16 protein-coding genes are annotated in these 21,814 nt (G+C 55.1%); 4 read left to right on the top strand and 12 right to left on the bottom strand.

Going from position 1 to position 21,814, the window contains the following annotated elements:
* Positions 1-37: 37 nt before the first annotated feature.
* The gene (gene polA / locus PYL13_RS04080) at positions 38-3,016 is read right to left on the bottom strand and encodes a DNA polymerase I (RefSeq protein ID WP_259147523.1); all 2,979 of its coding nucleotides are present in this window, start codon (positions 3,014-3,016) and stop codon (positions 38-40) included.
* Between the two features lie 459 nt (positions 3,017-3,475).
* Here polA and PYL13_RS04075 point away from each other — a divergent pair, with 459 nt between their 5' ends.
* Both PYL13_RS04075 and PYL13_RS04070 read left to right on the top strand, forming a co-directional pair.
* Positions 3,476-3,907, top strand: coding sequence for a MarR family winged helix-turn-helix transcriptional regulator (locus PYL13_RS04075; protein ID WP_250983564.1), 432 nt, complete (start codon positions 3,476-3,478; stop codon positions 3,905-3,907).
* Positions 3,908-4,043: 136 nt separating this feature from the next.
* Entirely contained in the window at positions 4,044-5,435 is a 1,392-nt protein-coding gene (locus PYL13_RS04070; protein WP_250983563.1) for a M20/M25/M40 family metallo-hydrolase, read from the top strand.
* A gap of 82 nt (positions 5,436-5,517) precedes the next feature.
* On the opposite strand, the gene PYL13_RS04065 is transcribed toward PYL13_RS04070, so the two are convergent.
* From PYL13_RS04065 to PYL13_RS04055, 3 genes are all read right to left on the bottom strand, one after another.
* A complete protein-coding gene (locus tag PYL13_RS04065; RefSeq protein WP_303298759.1) occupies positions 5,518-6,246 on the bottom strand; it encodes a sugar transferase in 729 nt (242 codons plus the stop codon).
* Positions 6,247-6,586: 340 nt separating this feature from the next.
* Positions 6,587-8,872, bottom strand: coding sequence for a transglycosylase domain-containing protein (locus tag PYL13_RS04060; protein WP_275640545.1), 2,286 nt, complete (start codon positions 8,870-8,872; stop codon positions 6,587-6,589).
* 136 nt (positions 8,873-9,008) lie between these two features.
* Positions 9,009-9,467: a YbaK/EbsC family protein gene (locus PYL13_RS04055; protein WP_250983560.1), complete on the bottom strand. Its 459-nt coding sequence runs from the start codon at positions 9,465-9,467 to the stop codon at positions 9,009-9,011.
* A 445-nt stretch (positions 9,468-9,912) separates the two neighbouring features.
* On the opposite strand from PYL13_RS04055, the gene PYL13_RS04050 reads away from it, so the two are divergent.
* Positions 9,913-10,119: a cold-shock protein gene (locus tag PYL13_RS04050; protein WP_192486987.1), complete on the top strand. Its 207-nt coding sequence runs from the start codon at positions 9,913-9,915 to the stop codon at positions 10,117-10,119.
* A gap of 445 nt (positions 10,120-10,564) precedes the next feature.
* On the opposite strand, the gene PYL13_RS04045 is transcribed toward PYL13_RS04050, so the two are convergent.
* Positions 10,565-11,821, bottom strand: a complete 1,257-nt coding sequence (locus tag PYL13_RS04045; RefSeq protein ID WP_275640544.1) for a D-amino acid dehydrogenase — start codon at positions 11,819-11,821, stop codon at positions 10,565-10,567.
* A 7-nt stretch (positions 11,822-11,828) separates the two neighbouring features.
* Positions 11,829-12,995 carry an alanine racemase gene (gene alr / locus PYL13_RS04040; protein WP_275640543.1) on the bottom strand — a complete coding sequence of 389 codons (1,167 nt, stop codon included), beginning with the start codon at positions 12,993-12,995 and terminating at the stop codon, positions 11,829-11,831.
* 129 nt (positions 12,996-13,124) lie between these two features.
* Between alr and PYL13_RS04035 the strand changes: the two genes are divergently transcribed.
* Positions 13,125-13,589 (top strand): Lrp/AsnC family transcriptional regulator, encoded by a 465-nt coding sequence (locus PYL13_RS04035; RefSeq protein ID WP_192486984.1) that lies wholly within the window; start codon positions 13,125-13,127, stop codon positions 13,587-13,589.
* 58 nt (positions 13,590-13,647) lie between these two features.
* On the opposite strand, the gene PYL13_RS04030 is transcribed toward PYL13_RS04035, so the two are convergent.
* The 6 genes from PYL13_RS04030 to infB form a co-directional block, all read right to left on the bottom strand.
* Positions 13,648-14,667, bottom strand: a complete 1,020-nt coding sequence (locus tag PYL13_RS04030) for a class I SAM-dependent methyltransferase (protein ID WP_275640542.1) — start codon at positions 14,665-14,667, stop codon at positions 13,648-13,650.
* Positions 14,668-14,742: 75 nt separating this feature from the next.
* Entirely contained in the window at positions 14,743-16,875 is a 2,133-nt protein-coding gene (pnp, locus tag PYL13_RS04025; RefSeq protein WP_192486982.1) for a polyribonucleotide nucleotidyltransferase, read from the bottom strand.
* 284 nt (positions 16,876-17,159) lie between these two features.
* A complete protein-coding gene (rpsO, locus tag PYL13_RS04020; protein WP_192486981.1) occupies positions 17,160-17,429 on the bottom strand; it encodes a 30S ribosomal protein S15 in 270 nt (89 codons plus the stop codon).
* A 168-nt stretch (positions 17,430-17,597) separates the two neighbouring features.
* Positions 17,598-18,545, bottom strand: a complete 948-nt coding sequence (gene truB / locus PYL13_RS04015; RefSeq protein ID WP_275640541.1) for a tRNA pseudouridine(55) synthase TruB — start codon at positions 18,543-18,545, stop codon at positions 17,598-17,600.
* A 9-nt stretch (positions 18,546-18,554) separates the two neighbouring features.
* Positions 18,555-18,980 carry a 30S ribosome-binding factor RbfA gene (gene rbfA / locus PYL13_RS04010; protein WP_192486979.1) on the bottom strand — a complete coding sequence of 142 codons (426 nt, stop codon included), beginning with the start codon at positions 18,978-18,980 and terminating at the stop codon, positions 18,555-18,557.
* Positions 18,981-19,055: 75 nt separating this feature from the next.
* Positions 19,056-21,806: a translation initiation factor IF-2 gene (gene infB / locus PYL13_RS04005; RefSeq protein ID WP_275640540.1), complete on the bottom strand. Its 2,751-nt coding sequence runs from the start codon at positions 21,804-21,806 to the stop codon at positions 19,056-19,058.
* Positions 21,807-21,814: the final 8 nt, after the last annotated feature.

The raw sequence follows: 21,814 nt of genomic DNA, 5'->3' as shown, positions 1-21,814 counted from the left end.
TTGATGAAGTTTTTTGATGGATGCTCCAAAACCGGGATTAGTGCGCCTCATCCCAGTTGGTCGCGGCTCTCGCATCAACCTTCAGCGGCACGGCCATGGATACGGCAGGCATTGCCGCGTTTTCCATGACAGACACGACAAGCTCCAACGCCTTGTCGATTTCCGCGTCTTCAACCTCGAATATCAATTCGTCGTGCACCTGCAACAGCATCCGCGCCGAAAGCTTTTCCGCCAACAGTGCCGGTTCGACACGCACCATGGCGCGGCGAATGACATCCGCAGCAGAACCCTGAATAGGCGCATTTATAGCCGCGCGTTCGTTAAAGGCACGGACAGACGGGTTGGACGAGCGGATTTCAGGATAATAGGCCCGGCGACCAAAAATTGTTTCTACGTAACCCTTGTCTCGTGCAAAGGCCTTGGTCGCTTCCATATAGTCCTTGATGCCGGGGAAACGCTCAAAATACTTTTTGATGTATTCGCCGGCTTCCGAGCGGCCAATGCTCAGCTGATTGGCAAGACCGAAAGCGGAAATGCCGTAGATGATGCCGAAGTTGATGGCCTTGGCGCGGCGGCGCACTTCTGAAGGCATGCCCTCAACCGGCACGCCAAACATTTCAGAGGCGGTCATGGCATGAATATCGACGCCATTCTCAAAGGCCTGCCGCAGCTGCGGAATATCCGCCACATGCGCCAGCACACGCAATTCAATCTGGCTATAGTCGGCAGACAGAAGCTTGTGACCGGGCGTGGTGATAAATGCCGTTCTGATCTTGCGACCTTCGGCTGTACGAACCGGAATATTCTGCAGGTTCGGTTCGGACGATGACAAACGTCCTGTCGTTGTCGAGGCCATTGCGTAAGATGTATGAACACGCTTTGTCTCGGGATGAATGTAACCCGGCAGTGCATCTGTATAGGTTGACTTCAACTTGGTCAGCTGACGCCAGTCAACAATCTTCGAGGGCAGCTCCGCACCCTCGGCAGCCAAATCTTCCAGCACCTGTGCAGAGGTGGACCATTGTCCGGTCTTGGTTTTGGAACCCCCGGGCAGCCCCATCTTGCCAAACAGGATGTCACCAAGCTGCTTGGGCGAACCGACGTTGAACCGTTCACCTGCCAACGTATAGATCTCTTCTTCTGCGGCAGCGGCCTTTTGCGCCAGCTCCCCAGAGAGACGCGACAGGATTTGACGGTCAATGGTGATGCCGCGCTCTTCCATGCGGCACAGCACAGCCACCAGCGGCCGCTCCAGCCTTTCATAGACTGACGTCAGGCCTTCAGCAGCCAGACGCGGTTTCAGCACGAGCCAGAGGCGGAGTGTGACATCCGCGTCTTCACCGGCATAGGCGGTGGCTTTCTCAATGTCGACGAAATCGAAGGTGACGCTGGCTTTGCCAGAGCCCGCAACGTCCTTATAGGCAATCGGCTTGTGACCAAGCCAACGCTCAGACAGAGCATCCATGCCGTGCGTGCCTTTGCCCGCCTCCAGCACGTATGACATCAGCATCGTGTCGTCATAACCGTCAATCACCACGCCGTGGCGCTTCATCAGCAGGTAATCGTATTTGAGGTTCTGTGCGACCTTCAGGACGGAAGGGTCTTCAAGCAGGCGCTTCAGCCGCTCAAGAGCATCACGGAAAGGTATCTGGCCTTCGCTCAACTTGATGCCATCGCTGAATAGGTCACCACCAGACCCAGTCTTGTGGGTCAAAGGCACATAGGCGGCGCGAATGGTTGTTCCGGAACCATCCTTGTTGTTATCAGCGAGTGCCAGCGAAAAACCGACAAGCTCGGCCTGCATCGGGTCAAGAGACGTTGTCTCGGTATCGAAAGCAACAACGCCTGTCTCGTACGCATCCGCTATCCATCTATCCAAACTCTGCACGTCACGGATCGTCGTATAGCCGGTCGTGTCGATGGGCGATGATGCAAACAGCGCAGCACGCGATGCTGCCAGATCAGACGGCGCAAAACCGTCCTTGTGGACGACCTCTACAGCGTCTGCCGACGCCGCTGCCTGCGATGGCTGTGGTGCAGCTGTTGTGCCAGCACCGACATCAGGACCATGGGCATCTGCGCCCCATTCGACGGGTACGACTGCAGCCTCAATCTCGCCGGCTTCCGCACCTGTGGCCTCTGCCACACGGCGGGTCAGCGTCGTGAACTCCATGGCCTTCAGGAAGGCAACCAGCTTGGGTCCGTCCTGCGGCTCCAGCACCAGCTGGTCGAGCTGCATTTCAAGCGGTACGTCTGTGCGCAACGACACAAGCTGGCGGGAAAGCCGAGCAAGCTCGGTATTGGCAATGATGTTTTCACGCCGCTTTTGCTGCTTTATTTCGCCCGCACGCTCAAGCAACGTATCGAGATCACCATACTCTTCCAAAAGCTGGGCCGCCGTTTTCGGACCGATGCCTGGAATGCCCGGAATATTGTCGGTCGAATCTCCCGTCATTGCCTGCAGGTCGATCATCTTTTCCGGCGGTACACCCCATTTTTCGATGACTTCCGGGATGCCGATCTGCTTGTCCTTCATGGCATCGTACATGTGCACGTTGGCCGTGATGAGCTGCATCAGGTCCTTGTCAGACGAAATGATGGTGGTGTCGGCGCCCACCGCCTCGGCCTGCCGGGCGTAGGTGGCGATCAGATCGTCGGCCTCAAATCCTTCCTTTTCGATGCACGGCAGGTTGAACGCACGGGTCGCATGACGGATCAATCCGAACTGCGGGATCAGGTCCTCTGGCGGTGCAGAGCGGTTTGCCTTGTAAAGGTCATAAAGCTCGTTGCGAAATGTCTTTGAGGAATAGTCAAAAATGACGGCAAAATGCGTGGGCGTAACGCCAACATCGGTATTGCGTGCATCCCTGAGCAATTTCCAGAGCATGTTACAGAAGCCGGAGACTGCATTCACCGGCAAGCCGTCAGACTTGCGGTTCAATGCTGGAATTGCGTGAAACGCCCGGAAAATAAAGCCGGAACCGTCAACGAGGAAGAGATGATCGCCTTTTTTCATGGTGCCATCGTTACCTTGCGCCTCATCTTGCGTCCACAGAAAGTTAGATTTGGCCCGGTTTCATGCCCAGAAAGATTCAGTCAAAATCCGTGCTCACCGCTCACCTTAACGTTACCGATTTGTAATAGTTTCTTCCCTTGAAAAGCCTCATTTGCAGCCACAATTATTACTCAACGGCGCCTGATCACGCCGTAGTCTGATAGCTGGCTCGTCCCCCGCCGCGTCAGACCGGACAAAGGCCTTCCCCCCTCTCCGGGCCTTTGTCCCTCGATAAGCCGCCATGGCCGACCCCCTCCCGGCCGTGGCGGTTTTTTTATTGGCCTCACCCCGCAAAAATACCTCAGCTTTGACGCCTAAAAATGTCGCCGCATGTTTGGGGAAAGAATGGACCATTATGCGTAAGCCGCCCTGCCGATGCCATCGACCAGTGCGAGACTTGTTTTCAGGACCTCAAATCGCATGCGCTTTTCAAGAACCGATTCTGCTGCCTATCTGACTGCCCAGCTGGCCAAGGCCTTTTCACGTGCCTTGCATAAAAAAGCCTCGGCACTTGGCTTTTCTCCAGGCCAATTTCCGATCTTGCTCGAGCTCTGGAATGAAGATGGCATCACACAACGGCAATTGCTTGATCGGCTGGATATCGAGCAGGCAACGCTTGCCAATACATTGGCCCGCATGCAGCGCGACAGCCTGATCACCCGCAAGCAGCACCCCAAGGACAAACGCGCCCAGATCATCGAACTTACCGCGCAGGGTCGCTCGCTCGAGGAACAGGCTATTACCGCTGCCAAAGAGGCGGATGAATTGGCATTTTCCGGCTTCCGTCGCTTCGAGCGCGAGTTGCTGATCGAGTATGTACAGCGCGCACTCAAAAACACTTCCGCGATGTAGGTCGATGCGATAACGTTGTTATCGGCAACTGACTGCGCATTTCGACTAAATGCGCAAGCCCGGCTTCGAATTAAAAAGGCAGCATTCCCATCAAACCCCGCGGGTTTCAGAATGCTGTCCAATGGCAGGATACCCAATGACTGATATTTCCAACGTTTTGGCCAAGGCCGATGAAAATCTGACGTCGAGCCTCGACAGGTTGTTTGAACTTGTCAGAATAAAGTCCATCTCTACCGACCCGGCTTTCAAGGCTGAATGCCGCAAGGCCGCCGAATGGCTGACAGCCTCGCTGTCGTCGATTGGTTTCGACGCGTCGGTTCGTGATACCGCAGGCCACCCGATGGTCGTTGCGCACCATGCGGCAGCGACAGCGGATGCTCCACACGTTCTGTTTTATGGCCATTATGACGTACAGCCGGTCGACCCGCTGAACCTGTGGGAAAACGATCCGTTCGAACCTGCGATCAAGGATCTTGGCAACGACCGCAAGGTCATCACCGGCCGTGGCACATCTGACGACAAGGGTCAGTTGATGACCTTCGTTGAGGCATGCCGCGCCTACAAGGAAATTCACGGCTCGCTGCCGATCCGCGTGACCATCCTGTTTGAAGGTGAAGAAGAGTCAGGCTCCCCGTCCCTCAAGCCATTCCTCGAAGCCAATGCCGGCGAGTTGAAGGCAGAGTTTGCACTCGTCTGTGATACCAGCATGTGGGACCGGGAAACACCGGCGATTGCGGGCGCATTGCGGGGTCTGGTTGGCGAAGAAGTCGTCATCACCGCTGCGGACCGCGATCTGCATTCCGGCCTGTTCGGGGGTGCCGCCGCCAACCCGATCCACATTCTGGCCAATATCCTGGCCGGTCTGCACGACACGACAGGTCGCGTGACGCTTGACGGTTTCTATGACGGTGTTGAAGAAACGCCAGCCAATATCAAAGCTTCCTGGGAAACGCTCGGCCGCACCGCAGAGGCTTTCCTTGGCGAAGTTGGCCTGTCCGTACCTTCAGGTGAACAAGGACGCTCGGTTCTCGAGTTGACATGGGCCCGACCCACCGCCGAAGTGAACGGGATTATCGGCGGTTACACCGGCGATGGCTTCAAGACCGTTATCGCCGCGCAGGCATCGGCAAAAGTCTCCTTCCGTCTGGTTGGCAAGCAGGATCCGGCCCAGGTGCGTGAAGCATTCCGCGCCTATGTTCGCGCCAAAATTCCAGCGGATTGCTCGGTCGAGTTCCACGAACATGGTGGCTCACCGGCTATCCAGCTGTCTTATGATTCTCCGGCATTGACGAAGACAAAAAATGCGCTCTCCGACGAATGGCCAAAGCCTGCCGTTGTTATCGGCATGGGCGGCTCGATCCCAATCGTGGGTGACTTCCAGAAGATGCTCGGCATGGATTCGCTTCTTGTCGGTTATGGCCTCACCGATGACCGTATCCACTCCCCGAACGAGAAGTACGACCTGCAGTCCTTCCACAAGGGTATCCGCTCCTGGATCCGGATCATGGATGCGCTGGCCGCGAAATAAACAAAAGCCCCGCTTCGGATCACCGGAGCGGGGCTTTCTAAAATAAAGGCGTCTTAAAAAATATCAGACAAAGGCCAAAAAATCAGAAGCCTTTGCCACCCTTGAGTTCAGACCACAAAGTTCCGAAAATAATTCTGATATCCAGCCACACCGAGAAATTGTCGACGTAGTAGATATCCGATGCGATACGGGCTCTTGCCTTGTCGGCACGGTCCGTCGGGCCACGAAGGCCACGCATCTGCGCAAGGCCGGTAATGCCTGGACGCACAGTGTGACGCTTGTGGTAGTTTGGTACGAGATCCTCATAAAGACGGCCGCCTGCAAACATGCCAATGGCATGGCAACGTGGTCCGACCAGCGACATGTCACCCTTCAGGACATTGATCAGCTGTGGCAGTTCATCAATGTTGGTCTTGCGCAAAATAGCGCCCATCTTTGTAACACGAGGATCATTTTTCACGGTCTGCGCGACACCCGTTGCGTCGCACAAATCTGTTCTCATCGAGCGGAATTTATAAACGCGGATTTTCTCTCCATTCATTCCCCAGCGAATCTGGGAGAAGAATACCGGCCCCTTGCTATCAAGTTTCACAAGAAGAGCGACGACACCAAAGAGTGGAGACAACATTAAGAGAGCAGAAAAAGCACCAAAGACATCAATAAGGCGCTTAACTGCAAACTGCAATTTCAGCATAGGTGTTTGTTCAACCTGATCATTCTCAAATAAAATATTTTGTGGTTCTAGAACAATACTACCAGACTGCTGAATCTCTTCGAACCCACCTGCGCGAGCCTCGCCAAGTCTAAACATCTTAATCCTCAATTAAAAAAATTTAGTACAGCAACTAAGCATTCCAATAATCATAAGTAATAATTCATTTACCCTGGAAAGTCATCAGAAATGGGGCAGCCAATGAAAAAACAAGCCTTAGGGTTAATTGAAACGAGCCAAACGGGCGTTAGAAATTAGATATTATTGATAAAAATCAGAACTTTAGAAAAACGATTGGAAAAATCAACCAAAACACGAATTCCAAATTTTGAAGGCCGAATGAACGAATTCTGCCCAAGGCGTCGGTAACATCGCTGGCAATCGCCCGGCACCAAGATGTCGCATTAAGAGACAAGACTCACCTGCAGCCTCCTGCTCGTCAATTTCCCATCAGAAAATCGAGAAGCGTCGTCTGTCTTGCCGGCTGAGGACCGCGTTGATCACTTGCTCCAACATCGGCGGGCGGCACCGGCCCATTTGAATAGGATGGCTCGCCCGGATAAGAGCGCTGCGGAATATCCATCGGCTGACCATTGGCCGAACCAACCTGCTCAGGCGGCATGCCTTGCGATGACGGACGGTCACCGAAGGCGCCAGAGATAATGTCAGTTATAGACCCCGGCTGGTTCTCGTTGGGACGATCGGATGGAAAAACCGGTTCATCGGTCACATAACCCTGACCAAACAATGGTGATGGGGTCAGGCCCGAATGCGCGGCGGTCATGAAGTCATGCCATACTTTTGCAGGCAGGCCACCGCCGGTCACCTTCTTCATGGGCGTACCGTCATCATTGCCGAGCCAGATGCCGGTCGTCAGGTTGCTTGTGTAACCAACGAACAGCGCATCACGGAATGACTGGGTTGTGCCGGACTTACCAGCAACCTGCCAACCCTTCAGCCTGGCGGCCTTACCCGTGCCTTCATCGACAACACGCGTCAGCATGCTATTCATGGCAGCGACGATCGCTTCGCTTAGCACACGAGGTGGATTATCATATTTGTTTTCATAGAGTACGTTGCCGTCCATGTCAGAAATGCGTTTGACGATATGAGGCGTAGCCTTGTAACCGCCATTCATGAAAGGCGCATAGGCGGCCGTCAGTTCTGTCAGAGAGACTTCCGAAGTCCCGAGCGCAATCGAGGCATTGGCTTGCAACTGGGATTCGATGCCCAGACGATGCGCCACCTTGGTCACATGGTCAGGACCGACCTCCATCACCAATTGCGCAGCGATGGTGTTGAGCGATTGTGCCAGAGCGGATGACAGCGTTACCTCGCCCCTATATTTCTGGTCATAGTTCTCAGGCGTCCAATTGCCGATGCGAACCGGACCGTCATTACGGATGGAGTTGGGATGCAGACCGGCTTCCAAAGCCGCCACATAAACGAATGGCTTGAAGGCGGAACCGGGCTGACGCTTGGCTCTGGTTGCGCGGTTGAACTGGCTGTCAGCGTAGCTTGCGCCACCGACCACTGCACGAATGGCGCCGGTGCCATCGATCGCCGCGAGAGCGGCCTGCGAAACGCCGAGCTTCTTTCCTTCGGAAGCCAATGCCTTGGTAATGGCCTCATCAGCCTTTTCTTCAAGGCCGAGATCAAGGGTGGTATCGACAACCAGATCCTGCTTCACCTCACCGACCAGCGAGCGTACCTCATCGATCACCATGTCGGCAGCGTAGTGCTGGGCACCCGACCAGAAATGTTTGGCCTTGGTTGGCGGCTGCGACATCGCCGTCGCGCTTTCGCTATCGGTGATGTAACCTTCCTCGCGCATGGCAGAGAGAACGATCTGTGCCCGTTCTTCGGCGGCTTGCGGATCTCGCGCAGGCGACAGACGGGACGGCGCCTTCAGGAGGCCAGCCAAGAGAGCGGCTTCTCCAAGGTTTACATCCCGTGCAGACTTGTTGAAGTAACGGCGGGATGCGGCCTCCACACCATAGGCATTCGAGCCGAAATAAACGCGGTTCAGATACATCGCAAGAATCTGGTCCTTGCTGTATTTTTGCTCCAGCCAAAACGACAGCAGCACTTCCTGTACCTTGCGCTCAAGCGTGCGCTCTTGGGAGAGGAACAAGTTCTTGGCAAGCTGCTGGGTTAGTGTGGAGCCACCTTGTACCATACGCCCTGAGGTCACGTTGGTGACCACGGCACGCGCCAAACCGAGCGGGTCAACACCAAAGTGCGAATAGAACCGCCGGTCTTCAATGGCCATGACCGCCTGCGGTATGTAAGGAGACATGTCCTCAAGCGCGACAGCTTCACCGCCGGTAGTCCCGCGGTTGGCAATGACTTCGCCATCAACGGAAACGATCCTGACGTTCGGTGGTCTCTCAGGAATAGACCAGGTGCTGGCAGCAGGCATGCGTGCACCATAATAAAGAACCAAACCCGTGACGGCGATGCCGCCCCAGATGCCCAGCACCACACACCAATAAAACAAGCGCCTGACCAAGCGGACCAACCCTCCTGATTTCGCGACTTTTACAGGTGCTGCTTTGCTCTTTCTGGATTTCTTGGGTGCGGCCGCAGTAGCGGCGGTTTTGCGGCGAACGGCGGAATTTCCGGCAATGCGGTCGCCAGCATCAAGGCGCATCTCTTCATCTTCGAGCTCATCATCCTCGAATGAAGGTTCTATTCTGCGACCTGATTTGCTTTTGCCTGCCATATGGCCGAAACCACTCCTGATACGATAAGCCCTTGCAAACGGGCGTGTTTCGACGCTCGATCTGCATTTCATTCGAATGAGAATAAAATACGGCGATTTAAGGTGCGGTTAAACTCACGGGCCTACCAACTTTATGTTATTGGCAGACATCAACCCATTGTGCGTTGGTGAGCGATGCCATCAGATCCGGCGAGATGCGGACAGCAGCATTGGTAGCGCCAGCCGCAGGCACAACTTCCTGATAGTTCTTCAATGACACATCGCAATAAACCGGAACATCCGTGGCAAGGCCGAACGGGCACACACCACCGATCGGATGACTGGTAACAGCCACGACCTCTTCCCCATCCAACATGCGGGGTTTAGCTTGAAACTGCTCCCGGAACTTCTTGTTATCAAGCCGCCTGGTTCCGGCTGTTACAACCAAAAGAACAGTCTCACCGGCACGCAGGCAGATAGTTTTAGCAATCTGATCTGGCTCCACACCATGCGCCTCAGCGGCGAGTGCCACCGTTGCGGAGCTTTTCTCCGTCTCGATGACGGTGATGTCAGGGGATCTGGAGGCGAAATATGTACGGACCGATTCAATGCTCATGCTTAAATGATAGGCGGCCGATTGAGTAAGGGCAATAGAACAGCCCCAAGCCATGCACTAACTGCAAAGCTGCGCTGCAATCATGTGGCTGTATTTTGTGCGGGTTTCCGGTACATTTAAATCATCGACGCGGCGCACTCCTCCTCCCAGCGCCCGCCGATTTGGACTGACAATACTCCTCCTCCCAATTGTCAGTCAGTTTCAAGAACCCGGTGCACCTCCTCCCGCACCGGGTTTTTGCTTTTCAAGCCTTTGACAAACTTTCCTGTCTCTTGACAAGCAACTGCAAAGCCAATTATGTCGGCGCCATCGATATTTGTTTGACGACCAGACTTCGGCGCCGCATAGACGCAAACGACGATCTTTTTTCTGCAAATTCGACCAACTGCTCTCGAAAGGACTATTTTTCGAGGCTAATTCAATTTGCCAACGGAAGGAAATCGTTATGGCAACTGGTACAGTTAAATGGTTCAACTCGACCAAGGGTTACGGATTCATTCAGCCTGACGACGGCACACAGGACGTATTCGTACACGTTTCTGCTGTTGAGCGCGCTGGCATGAACGGCCTCAAGGATGGCCAGAAGATCACCTACGAACTGGTTCAGGACCGTCGTTCGGGCAAGATGTCTGCAGACAACCTGCAGGCTTAATAAGCTTTCAGTTTTTTGCACACGATTAAAGGCCGGTTTTACCGGCCTTTTTTATTGGCGTTATATTTGAGGTTGCAAAAGCTGTTTTATTTTAGCAGGCCTTGAAAAAGCCCTTATGCGACGGCATATAGGGTTCACATGTATTTCACACGTCGCTCACGGCACAAGATTACTGCATTCGCTGCCTTGACGTTAACTTGATGTTAACCAATTGGCGCGAGGATGTGAGCAACGAGACGAAAACCTCAGGTTGTGGTCCAGAAATACAAAATCGCTTCGCCATGACCACGGATGTACTGGCATGAAGCAAAGCGGTTGTGAAAGGTCGGGCTTGCCCGGCCTTTTTGTTTTATGTGCTTTCTGCATAGACAAACGGGGCCTTCGGATATCATCCTGAAAGCCCCGTCTACATAATCCCTTATTCACTCGACTCTATACCGAGGCCTCAACGGCCGTAGCGGGAAATCGAAAGATCGGCCGTCTCAATGTCTGGTTTTTGACCGCTGATCAAATCAGAAAGAACGCGGGCGGAACCACAAGACATGGTCCAGCCGAGAGTGCCATGACCGGTGTTGAGATACAGGTTTCCATAACGGGTCTTACCGATAACCGGCGTACCATCTGGTGTCATCGGGCGTAGGCCCGACCAGAACAGGGCCTGCGACTGATCTCCTGCCCCGCCAAACAGATCTTCCACGGAATGGGTCAGAGTTTCCTTGCGTGCCTGGGGCAGATCGTTGCTGAAACGGGCGATTTCCGCCATGCCGCCCACACGGATGCGCGAGCCCAAGCGGGTAATGGCAACCTTGTAGGTTTCATCCATGACGGTCGAAACAGGTGCCCGTGCTTCATCGATGATCGGCACGGTAATCGAGTAGCCCTTCACTGGATAAACTGGCAGATCAAGGCCGAGTGGCTTGACCAGCGCCGGCGAGTAGCTGCCAAGGGCCGCGACAAACACATCAGCTTCAATCCGGCCCTTGGAGGTTTCAACTGCCTTGACGACCGAACCTTCTGTGACCAGACGATGGATCGCCGTATCGTAGAGGAAGGTCACGCCAGCCTGCTCGGCCAGCTTCGCCAACTCCGTGGTGAACATGTAGCAATCACCGGTCTCGTCGCCTGGCAGGCGCAGACCACCCACGATCTTGTCACTCGACGGCGCAAGGCCTGGCTCAATTGCCACGCATCCCTTGCTGTCGAGTATTTCAAACGGTACGCCGCCCGCCTTCAGGACGGCGACGTCCTTGGCAATACCATCAAACTGCTTCTGGGTGCGGAACACTTCCAATGTGCCCTGCGTGCGATGGTCATACTGAATACCGGTTTCATCACGAAGTGCCATCAAGCAATCGCGGCTGTATTCGGCAATTCGCACCATGCGACCTTTGTTGGTCGCATACCGGGCTGCCGTGCAGTTGGACAGCATCTTCAGCATCCAGCTCCATGTTGCCGCATCCAGCGTCGGGCGCACGATCAACGGGGCATGTTTCATGAACAGCCATTTCAGCGCCTTCATCGGAATACCTGGCGCTGCCCAAGGCGATGAATAGCCGGGAGAAATTTCGCCGGCATTGGCAAAGCTGGTTTCCAGTGCCGCGCCCGACTGCCGGTCAATAACCGTTACCTTATGCCCTGCCTTGGCGAGGTACCACGCAGATGTCACGCCGATAACACCGGCTCCAAGGATCGTAATGTTCATGCCATTCTCACGCATTGGGGGCACGGTCAGTCAATGCTGCTGCGACGTCCCGAGGTTGGATGTATTTTCTCTGATAACGACGGCCGAGGCTCGTCAAAATTTCATAGGCAATGGTACCGGCATCATCGGCCACGTCTTCCAGACTCTGCTGCGGCCCAATCACTTCAACGAGTGAACCGTGCTGCAAGGTTCCCTCAGGCAAAGCGGATATGTCGACAATGATACTGTCCATCGACACACGTCCGACAATCGGCAAGCGCTGGCCATTAAACCACACCGCTCCGATGTTACTCAAAGACCGTGGCAGCCCATCCGCATAACCGGCCGCCAGTGTCGCCAGACGCATCTGGTCCTTTGCAACGAAGGAACCGCCATAACCAACCTGTGAGCCTGCGGGTACGATGCGGGTTTGCACCACAGCGACCTGAAGCCCGACAACCGGCTTCATCGGATTTGGTCGCAGCACCGACGGTGCACCGCCGTAAAGTGCAATACCTGGCCGCATCAGGTGGTTGTGATATCCGCGACCGAGAAAGATACCGCCGGAATTTGAAAAGCAGATTTTGGCATTCGGCAGGCCAAGTGCCGCTTCCAACATGACAGCCAGTTGCGCTGCATTGGCGAGGTTTTCCGGTTCATCAGCGCAAGCAAGATGGCTCATGATATAATCAATGCGCAGCCCCGAAAGTCGGCTTTGGTCCTTCGCCAGGATTTCAAGTTCTTCCGGCGGCAGGCCAAGACGGCACATGCCGGTGTCGACCTGCAAGATTGCTGGCAGCGTCTTGCCGATGCTGATTGCGAAGTCGGACCATTGCGCGACCTGCGCCAAAGAATTGAGAACGGGCGTGATATCGAACGCTTCACAGCTTGCTTCATTGCCGGGCTGCAATCCATTCAGCACATAAAACCGTGCGTCCTGTGCAATAAGTTTGCGAAGGCTGATAGCCTCGTCGATATGCGCAACGAAAAAGTCGCGACATCCGGCGGCGTATAGCGTGGTCGCGACATGGTCTGCGCCCAGCCCATAGGCATCTGCCTTCACCACGCCAGCCACGGCACTTGCTGGTGCCTGCGCCTGCAAAAACCGGTAATTGTCGAATAGAGCGCCCAGATCGATTGTCAGCCAACCGCTTGCATTACCGCTCGCATGTGTGCGGCTGATTTGCATGTTCATTATCGTTCACCCTCATTATTAATGAAGGATGGTAATGCACGTATTGTCGAATTTTCCGGCTATGATGTGTTGATTATTCAGATTATTGCTATTTATTGAAACAATCTGCGACGAAATGAAAGAAACCACATGTCAGGACTCGATGCGATAGACCGGCATATCATCAGGGCGCTACGCGCCAATGCGCGCATCAGCAACACCAAACTTGCAGAGGCCGTTGGTTTGTCACCCTCGGCATGCCTGCGCCGTATCAATATTCTGGAACAGTCCGGCGCAATCCGTGGCTACACGGTACTGACGGGCAATACGTCGGGCGAAGAAGGTATTGCGGTCATCGTTCAGATAACCCTTGATCGACAGACGGAAGACTATCTCAACCGTTTCGAAGTGGCAGTGCGCAAACACTCTGAAATTCGTGAGTGTTTTTTGATGACCGGTGGCGCCGATTATTTCGTGCGGGTGGAAATTGAAAGCGCCGGAGACTTTGAGCGTGTCCACAAGGACATTCTGTCAAAGTTACCCGGCGTTTCACGTATTCATTCGAGCTTTGCGATCCGCAATGTGCTGGCATCGCAAAAAGTCAGAAAGTCCTGACATCAAAAAATCCCGCAAAACCATTGCTTTCGGTTTTGCGGAACATCTTTTTTGTCTCTTACTTCTGTGCGCTCAGGATCTTGAAGCGGGAGTTACGGCATACTTCACCGCTTGTTTTGAATTCGCCGGCAAGAATGGTTTCATAGGGAAGACCACGGTTGGCAACCATCAGCAGCTTGCCGCCATTACGCAGAGCACCTGCCGCTGCCTTGATCAGTGCCTGACCCAAGGCAGGCTCAGCTGCCTGTCCACCTGCATGGAAGGGCGGATTCATGATGATCAAGTCGTACTTCTCTTTTGGTAGCTCAGCAGCAAGATCCTGCCAGAAGAAACGTGTCGTCAGTTTCGGGCAGTTTTCTTCGAGATTGGTCTTGGCGAATTCCAATGCATTCCAGTCTGCTTCAAACAAATCGATGCGGGCGGTGCGCGGAGACTTCTCTGCGAGCATGACCGAGAGATAACCCCAGCCGGCGCCAAAATCTGCGGCATTGCCATCAAAATCGGTTGGCAGGCGCGATGCCAGCAATTCGGAGCCATCATCGATACGATCATGCGAGAACATGCCCGGCATTGCCGTGAACCGTCCATCAACCGTGACGGCGTCATGCTTCAGTTTCGCAACGTAAGCAGTCACCTCTTCGGGGCGCTTAAACCACACTGCAATACCATGATATTTTGGTGTGGATTCGACTTCCACACCCAGCTTCAACAGCATCTTGCGCATGGTGGCGATGCCATCTTCTTTTGAACCGGCAATGACGATTGTGCCGCCTGCCTTGACGCGTTCAAGCGCTTCAGCAACGCGGTTTTCATTTTCACCACGGTGCTTGCCGCACAGGATAAGCGCCGCATCGAACGCCTCGCCTGACAGGTCAGGTGTGACATTGGCATGTTCGGCCTGCAAGGCGCGGTAAAGCGGACGAAGGCTCTGAACCGCAACAATCTCGGCCTCAAATCCTTCGAGCCTTGGTGCGCCGGCTTCGGCTCCAAGAAACAGTACGCGTTCACCCTGCACAGGTGCTTCGACCATGCCTGCGGCGAACGGGTGGAACAGGGTTTTGACGGCGTCACGGCTCATATTTGCGACCTTTTTGAAAATAGAAAAAAGGCGCGGAAATCTTCCGCGCCTCGATATCGGAAAGAAACGAAGGCCTTATTCGGCTGCTTCGCCGTCCTTCTTCTCGGCTTCCTTGCCAGTTGCCTGATCGACAACCTTCATGGACAGGCGAACCTTGCCACGCTCATCAAAGCCCATCAGCTTGACCCAAACCTTGTCGCCTTCCTTGACGACGTCGGAGGTCTTGGCAACGCGCTCGGAAGCGAGCTGCGAGATGTGAACCAGGCCATCACGTGCGCCGAAGAAGTTAACGAATGCACCGAAGTCAGCGGTCTTGACGACTGTGCCTTCGTAGATTGCGCCGACTTCTGGCTCTGCAACGATCGAGTGGATCCACTTGCGAGCAGCTTCGATTTCCTTGCCGGAAGAAGAAGCGATCTTCACGGTACCATCGTCTTCGATGTTGATCTTTGCGCCGGTCTTCTCAACGATTTCGCGGATGACCTTGCCGCCCGAGCCGATAACTTCACGGATCTTGTCGACCGGAATGTTCATCACTTCGATGCGTGGAGCAAATTCACCAAGCTGGCCGCGGCTTTCTGTGATGGCGTTGGCCATCTCGCCGAGGATGTGCTTGCGACCGCCCTGAGCCTGCTCGAGAGCAACCTTCATGATCTCTTCGGTGATACCGGCGATCTTGATGTCCATCTGAAGCGAGGTGATGCCGTCCGCAGTACCAGCAACCTTGAAGTCCATGTCGCCGAGGTGATCTTCGTCGCCGAGGATGTCGGAGAGAACCGCAAAACGGTCGCCTTCGAGGATAAGGCCCATGGCGATACCCGCAACTGGCTTGGCCAGAGGAACGCCAGCGTCCATCAGAGCGAGCGATGTGCCGCAAACGGTTGCCATCGAGGAAGAACCGTTAGACTCGGTGATTTCAGAAACCACACGCAGTGTGTACGGGAACTGCTCAGCGGTTGGCAGCATTGGGCGGATTGCGCGCCATGCCAGCTTGCCGTGACCGATTTCACGACGGCCTGGGGAACCCATGCGACCTGTTTCACCGACCGAGTAGGGCGGGAAGTTGTAATGCAGCAGGAAGCGTTCCTTGTACATGCCGGTCAGGCTGTCAACATACTGCTCGTCTTCGCCGGTGCCGAGTGTGGCAACAACAATCGCCTGCGTTTCGCCGCGTGTGAACAGCGCCGAACCATGCGTACGTGGCAGAAGGCCAACTTCCGAAATGATCGGACGAACGGTGGACAGGTCGCGGCCGTCGATACGGCTCTTGGTGTCCAGAACGTTCCAACGAACGATCTTGGCCTGCAGGTGCTTGAACACTGCGCCAATTTCTTCGGCTGTGTACTTTGCTTCGCCTTCTTCCGGCAGGAAGTGAGCCTTCACCTTTGCCTTCACTGCGTCGACAGCAGCGTAACGTGCAGCCTTTTCAGTGATCTTGTACGCGGTACGCAGTTCTGCTTCGGCAAGGCCGAGCATTTCTGTTTCGAGCGCGGAGAAATCTTCCGGTTCGAATTCGCGTGGTTCCTTGGCAGCAACTTCGGCCAGCTTGATGATGGCGTCGATAACTGGCTGGAAGCCCTTGTGGCCGAACATGACGGCGCCGAGCATGATTTCTTCGTTGAGTTCCTTTGCTTCGGACTCAACCATCAGAACTGCGTCCTGCGTACCGGCGACAACCAGATCGAGAACAGACTCGTCCATCTCGTCAAGGTGTGGGTTCAGTACGTATTCGCCGTTGATGTAACCAACGCGCGCGCCACCGACCGGGCCCATGAAAGGAACGCCAGAAAGTGTCAGCGCAGCAGAAGTTGCGACCATCGACAGGATATCAGGGTTGTTTTCCAGATCATGCTGGATAACGGTCACGACAACCTGCGTGTCGTTCTTGTAGCCTTCAGGGAAAAGCGGACGGATTGGACGGTCGATCAGGCGCGAAACCAGTGTTTCGTTTTCGCTTGGACGACCTTCGCGCTTGAAATAGCCGCCTGGGATTTTACCGGCAGCATAGGTCTTTTCCTGGTAGTTTACGGTCAGCGGGAAGAAGTCCTGGCCTGGCTTTGGAGCCTTGGCAGAAACGACTGTCGCGAGAACCATGGTCTCGCCGTAGGTTGCGATGACGGCGCCGTCAGCCTGACGGGCAACTTTGCCTGTCTCAAGCTTGAGCGGGCGGCCTGCCCATTCGATTTCCACGGAATGTTGCTTGAACATATTTTGTCCTTAACTGTCGCTGCAAAAATGTCTCAATCTTCGCAGCTACGACACATCACGGGCAAGACAACTGGAGGCTTTGTTCATTGCAACGTCATCAGCGTTGCAAAAGCATCCGGCAATCCTGCCCCATGACAGGTCATCGGTTGTTTCAGACGGTACCGGCCCATCCGGCCCATCTTCCTGTTCCCCGGCGATACCTGTGTGGTATTCGGGGCATAGTCCGGCAGACTGCCGGATAGAAAAACCGGCGGGCATCGAACCGATGACCCGCCGGATTTTTTTTAGCGGCGTACACCAAGAGCTGTGATCAGCTTTGTGTAACGGGCTTCGTCTTTCTTCTTGAGATAATCAAGAAGCGAACGGCGGCTCGAAACCATGGTCAGAAGGCCACGACGTGAGTGGTTGTCCTTCTTGTGACCCTTGAAGTGTTCCGTCAGATTGTTGATCCGCTCCGTCAGAATTGCGACCTGAACTTCAGGCGAACCTGTGTCGCCTTCAACGGTTGCGTATTCCTTGATAAGGGCGGCTTTGCGCTCTGCAGTAATCGACATCGTACGATCCTTTCTATTGTCTAAGGAAAATCGGGACGCCTAGAGCCGGGATGTCGTCCAGCTCTGGCCATTCATTGGCAAAAGGCAAAAGCCTTAAGCTGGGGCTGCCTATAAACCATCTGCAACACAAAGAAAAGGGGCGATTACTCGCCCCCCTCCTGCATGGTCTTATCCGAAAACCCGCTTGGGCCTGAACTCTCCCTGCCCGATTTCACCGATGGCAACCAGTTTGCCACGTGCCATGGCATAGGCCTCGGGGTGATCGGCCGGGGCATCACGGCCGCGCAACAGAATTGGATTACCCATCTTCAGGCGATGCGCCTGATCATCACTAATGACCAGCTGTGGCAGCGACGAAAGGGCTTCAGCCGTATCGATCAGGAAGGCATCGAGCGCTGCAAGTCGCTCATCACGATCTTCAACCGCCTCAAACTCGATAAGCTTGGCAAGCGGCACCATGACGTCTTCACCAAATGGTGCAACCATGGTGCGACGCAGTTCAGTGATATGCCCGAAACAGCCAAGATCGCGGCCCATATCGCGCGCCAATGCACGCACATAAGTACCCTTGCCACATTCCACTTCAAAATGCGCGTGGTTGTTATCGGTAACAGCAAGCAAGCTCAGACGGTAAATCTCGACTTCGCGTGCCGGAATTTCGACGGTTTCACCTTCACGTGCCAGATCATAAGCGCGCTCGCCGGCAATCTTGATGGCCGAAAACTGCGGCGGTGTCTGAAGAATGGTACCGGTGTATTTCGCCAGAAGGTCACGGATCGCCTGTTCTTCCGGACGAGCCTCGGAACTTTCGACTATTTCGCCTTCAAGGTCGTCGGTCGCGCGTTCTTCGCCCCACGTCACCGTGAATTCATAAATTTTCCGGCCATCCATGACATATGGCACAGTCTTGGTTGCATCACCGAGGGCGATGGGCAACATGCCAGACGCCAAGGGATCAAGCGTTCCCGCGTGACCGGCCTTCTGGGCGTTAAACAGCCACTTGATTTTGGAAACAGCCTCGGTCGAACCGAAATCCAACGGCTTGTCGAGAATAAGCCAGCCGGAAATCGGGCGGCCCTTGGGCTTGCGGTGTTGTGGTTTACGCTGTTTGGACATGCCGTATTTCTATTCTTCGTCTTTATCTTCGGAGACTTTGCCTGCAGACGCTCCAAGATCACGACTGACTTCCGGCGAGCGCAACAGCGCATCGATCTTCTGGTAATTGTCAAAACTCGTATCATCCCGGAAACGCAGTTCCGGCATGTACTTCATCTGTCGCAATTGCGCGCCGAGACGACCACGAATATATTTCGCGTGCCGGTTCAAAGCGTCAATCGTCTGGGTGTGATCAGCAACGCCAAGCGGCGTCACATAGGCAGTTGCCATTTTCAGATCAGGCGACATCCGCACTTCTGAAATCGACACGACCGTCTTTTCCAAGAGATCGTCGCGGACTTCACCACGTTGCAGGACCTGAGTTATTGCGGCGCGCACCTGTTCGCCAACGCGCAACATGCGCTGTGACGGGGCGGAAGAAGTTGCTTTTACCATTTTATTAGCCTCAAACGGAGCGAGCGCCGACTAACCGGCGCCCGTCACATTTTCTAGTCGTTTCGAGCAGCGAACTTAGAGCGTTCTGATGATATGCTCTACGCGGAAGCACTCGATCGTATCGCCTGCACGGATGTCTTCGTAATTTTCGAAGGCCATACCGCACTCCTGACCGACCGGCACTTCGCTGACTTCGTCCTTGAAGCGCTTGAGCGTCTTGAGCTTGCCTTCGTGGATAACAACGTTGTCGCGCACCAGACGTACACCGGCACCACGCTCGACCTTGCCTTCGACAACACGGCAACCGGCAACCTTACCGACCTTGGTGATGTTGAACACTTCCAGAATTTCAGCGTTACCGAGGAAGGTTTCGCGACGTTCTGGCGAGAGCAGACCGGACATTGCTGCCTTAACGTCATCTACCAGATCGTAGATGATGTTGTAGTAGCGAATCTCAATGCCAGCACGTTCCGAAGCCGTACGGGCCTGGGCATTTGCGCGGACGTTGAAGCCGATGATCGCGGCGTTGGATGCCTCGGCAAGCGAGATATCCGATTCCGTGATCGCACCGGCGCCTGAATGCACGATACGGGCACGCACTTCGTCGGTACCGAGCTTGTCGAGCGATGCGATAATCGCTTCGACCGAACCCTGCACATCAGCCTTGATAACCAGCGGGAACTCTTTCAGTCCCGACGTCTGCAGCTGGCTCATCATCTGTTCGAGCGAACCGCGCTGACCCGTCTGACGGGCAACAGCCTTGTCGCGTGCCAGACGCTGACGGTACTCGGAAATTTCACGAGCACGGCTTTCGTTTTCAACAACCGCAAAACGGTCACCAGCAGATGGCGTACCGGACAGGCCGAGGATTTCGACAGGCATAGCCGGACCGGCTTCCTTGACGTGTTCACCCTTGTCGTTGACGAGAGCGCGGACACGGCCCCACTGGTCGCCAGCCACAATGATCTGACCCGGACGCAGTGTACCCTTTTGAACCAGAACGGTAGCCACGGCACCACGGCCACGGTCAAGTTCAGCTTCAATAACGGTACCTTCCGCCGTACGGCTTGGATCAGCCTTCAGGTCAAGAATTTCGGCCTGCAAAAGCACGGCTTCCAGCAGCTTGTCGAGGTTGAGCTTGTTCTTGGCCGAAACTTCGACGTCCAGAACTTCACCACCCATGGATTCCACGAACACTTCATGCTGCAGCAGCTGCTGGCGAACCTTTTCAGGATTTGCCTCGTGCTTGTCGATCTTGTTGATCGCAACAATGATCGGAACACCAGCTGCCTTGGCATGGTTGATCGATTCAATTGTCTGCGGCATCACGCTGTCATCAGCAGCAACCACCAGGATGGCGATATCGGTTGCCTGCGCACCACGTGCACGCATCGCGGTAAATGCGGCGTGACCGGGGGTGTCGATGAAGGTGATCTTGTGACCGTTCTGTTCAACCTGATAGGCGCCGATATGCTGGGTAATACCACCGGCTTCGCCAGCAACAACGTTCGCCTTACGGATCGCGTCGAGCAACGAGGTTTTACCATGGTCAACGTGACCCATGATGGTAACGACCGGAGGACGTGGCAGCATTTCACCTTCGTCATCAACCACGTTGAAGATACCTTCTTCAACGTCGGATTCCGAAACGCGCTTAACCGTGTGACCGAATTCGCCAGCGATCAGTTCTGCCAGATCGGCGTCAATGACGTCACCCGGCTTCATCATCTGGCCTTCCTTCATCAGGTACTTGATCACGTCAACGGCCCGTTCGGACATACGCTGCGACAGTTCCTGAATGGTAATGGTTTCCGGCAGAATGACTTCGCGCGTAATCTTTTCGCGGGTTTCCTGCATCTGGCTGCGACGGAACTTTTCCTGACGACGACGCATCGAGGCCAAGGAGCGGCCACGCTTTTCTTCGTCAAGACCGGCAGCAGTCACAGTCAACTTGCCACGACGTCGTTCATCTTCTGTCTTCAGACGTGCAGCAGGCTTGGCGGGAACCGGCGTGGCAACCTTGCCACGGACAGGCATACCCGGACCACGGCGCACACCACGATCATCATCGTCGCTGGTGTTTGGACGACGGACACGTGCTGCAGCATTCGGAGCTGGTTCTTCATTTGCAGGAACAGGGCGTGAGCCTTGCGGACGAGCGTCAGGGCGGGCAGCCTGTGGTGCAGCCGCAGAGCGTGGAGCAACAGACTGCGGCTTTTGTTCAGCCACGGCAGCCTGTGCTGCTGCGGCCTTGGCAGCAGCAGCTTCTTCAACTGCACGACGTGCAGCCTCTTCACGCTCTTCAGCAATACGGCGTTCTTCTTCCACCTTGCGGCGGGCTTCATCTTCAGCGCGCTGCTTGGCTTCAACCACGTCGCGAGCCTGCGCTTCTATCAGCGCGCGGCGACGGGCTTCCATCTCACCGGCCGACAGATCGTGCAGAACATTGCCACGCGGACGATCAGGCTGGCGCGATGGCTGGCTCTGCTGACCCGGGCGGTTCTGCTGCTGGTTCGGACGGTTTGGCTGCTGTCCAGAAGATGGCTGGTGGATGCGTGGCGCAGGCGCCGCAGGCTGCTGCTGCGGACGGGCGGCAACTGGTGCTGCCGGTGCCGCTGGCTTGGGAGCCGGTGCAACCGCTACTGGAGCCTGCTTTTCGTCTTCAGGACGCGAGGGACGACGCTTGCGTGTTTCCACTACAACCGCGTTGGTGCGACCTCGACCCATATCCTGACGCACAGTACCCTGACTCATCCCGCTCGGCTTGAGAGTGAGAGTCTTTTTGGGCTGTGCGTTGAGTGTCTTGTCGTCGTTGTTGTCGGTCATTCCGTTCC

This window comes from Agrobacterium sp. Azo12 (genome assembly GCF_029193765.2).
In the GTDB taxonomy this organism is placed as follows: Bacteria; Pseudomonadota; Alphaproteobacteria; order Rhizobiales; family Rhizobiaceae; genus Agrobacterium.
This window is presented reverse-complemented; position numbering and strand designations above follow the sequence as displayed.

Bases quoted from the DNA above. Each gene is read 5' to 3' on its own strand.
- alr (WP_275640543.1), bottom strand. From the start codon at position 12,995: ATGAACATGCAAATCAGCCGCACACATGCGAGCGGTAATGCAAGCGGT.
- PYL13_RS04060 (WP_275640545.1), bottom strand. From the start codon at position 8,872: ATGGCAGGCAAAAGCAAATCAGGTCGCAGAATAGAACCTTCATTCGAG.
- PYL13_RS04065 (WP_303298759.1), bottom strand. From the start codon at position 6,246: ATGTTTAGACTTGGCGAGGCTCGCGCAGGTGGGTTCGAAGAGATTCAG.
- polA (WP_259147523.1), bottom strand. From the start codon at position 3,016: ATGAAAAAAGGCGATCATCTCTTCCTCGTTGACGGTTCCGGCTTTATT.
- PYL13_RS04070 (WP_250983563.1), top strand. From the start codon at position 4,044: ATGACTGATATTTCCAACGTTTTGGCCAAGGCCGATGAAAATCTGACG.
- PYL13_RS04035 (WP_192486984.1), top strand. From the start codon at position 13,125: ATGTCAGGACTCGATGCGATAGACCGGCATATCATCAGGGCGCTACGC.
- infB (WP_275640540.1), bottom strand. From the start codon at position 21,806: ATGACCGACAACAACGACGACAAGACACTCAACGCACAGCCCAAAAAG.
- PYL13_RS04055 (WP_250983560.1), bottom strand. From the start codon at position 9,467: ATGAGCATTGAATCGGTCCGTACATATTTCGCCTCCAGATCCCCTGAC.
- PYL13_RS04050 (WP_192486987.1), top strand. From the start codon at position 9,913: ATGGCAACTGGTACAGTTAAATGGTTCAACTCGACCAAGGGTTACGGA.
- PYL13_RS04075 (WP_250983564.1), top strand. From the start codon at position 3,476: ATGCGCTTTTCAAGAACCGATTCTGCTGCCTATCTGACTGCCCAGCTG.
- rpsO (WP_192486981.1), bottom strand. From the start codon at position 17,429: ATGTCGATTACTGCAGAGCGCAAAGCCGCCCTTATCAAGGAATACGCA.
- rbfA (WP_192486979.1), bottom strand. From the start codon at position 18,980: ATGGTAAAAGCAACTTCTTCCGCCCCGTCACAGCGCATGTTGCGCGTT.
- pnp (WP_192486982.1), bottom strand. From the start codon at position 16,875: ATGTTCAAGCAACATTCCGTGGAAATCGAATGGGCAGGCCGCCCGCTC.
- PYL13_RS04030 (WP_275640542.1), bottom strand. From the start codon at position 14,667: ATGAGCCGTGACGCCGTCAAAACCCTGTTCCACCCGTTCGCCGCAGGC.
- truB (WP_275640541.1), bottom strand. From the start codon at position 18,545: ATGTCCAAACAGCGTAAACCACAACACCGCAAGCCCAAGGGCCGCCCG.
- PYL13_RS04045 (WP_275640544.1), bottom strand. From the start codon at position 11,821: ATGAACATTACGATCCTTGGAGCCGGTGTTATCGGCGTGACATCTGCG.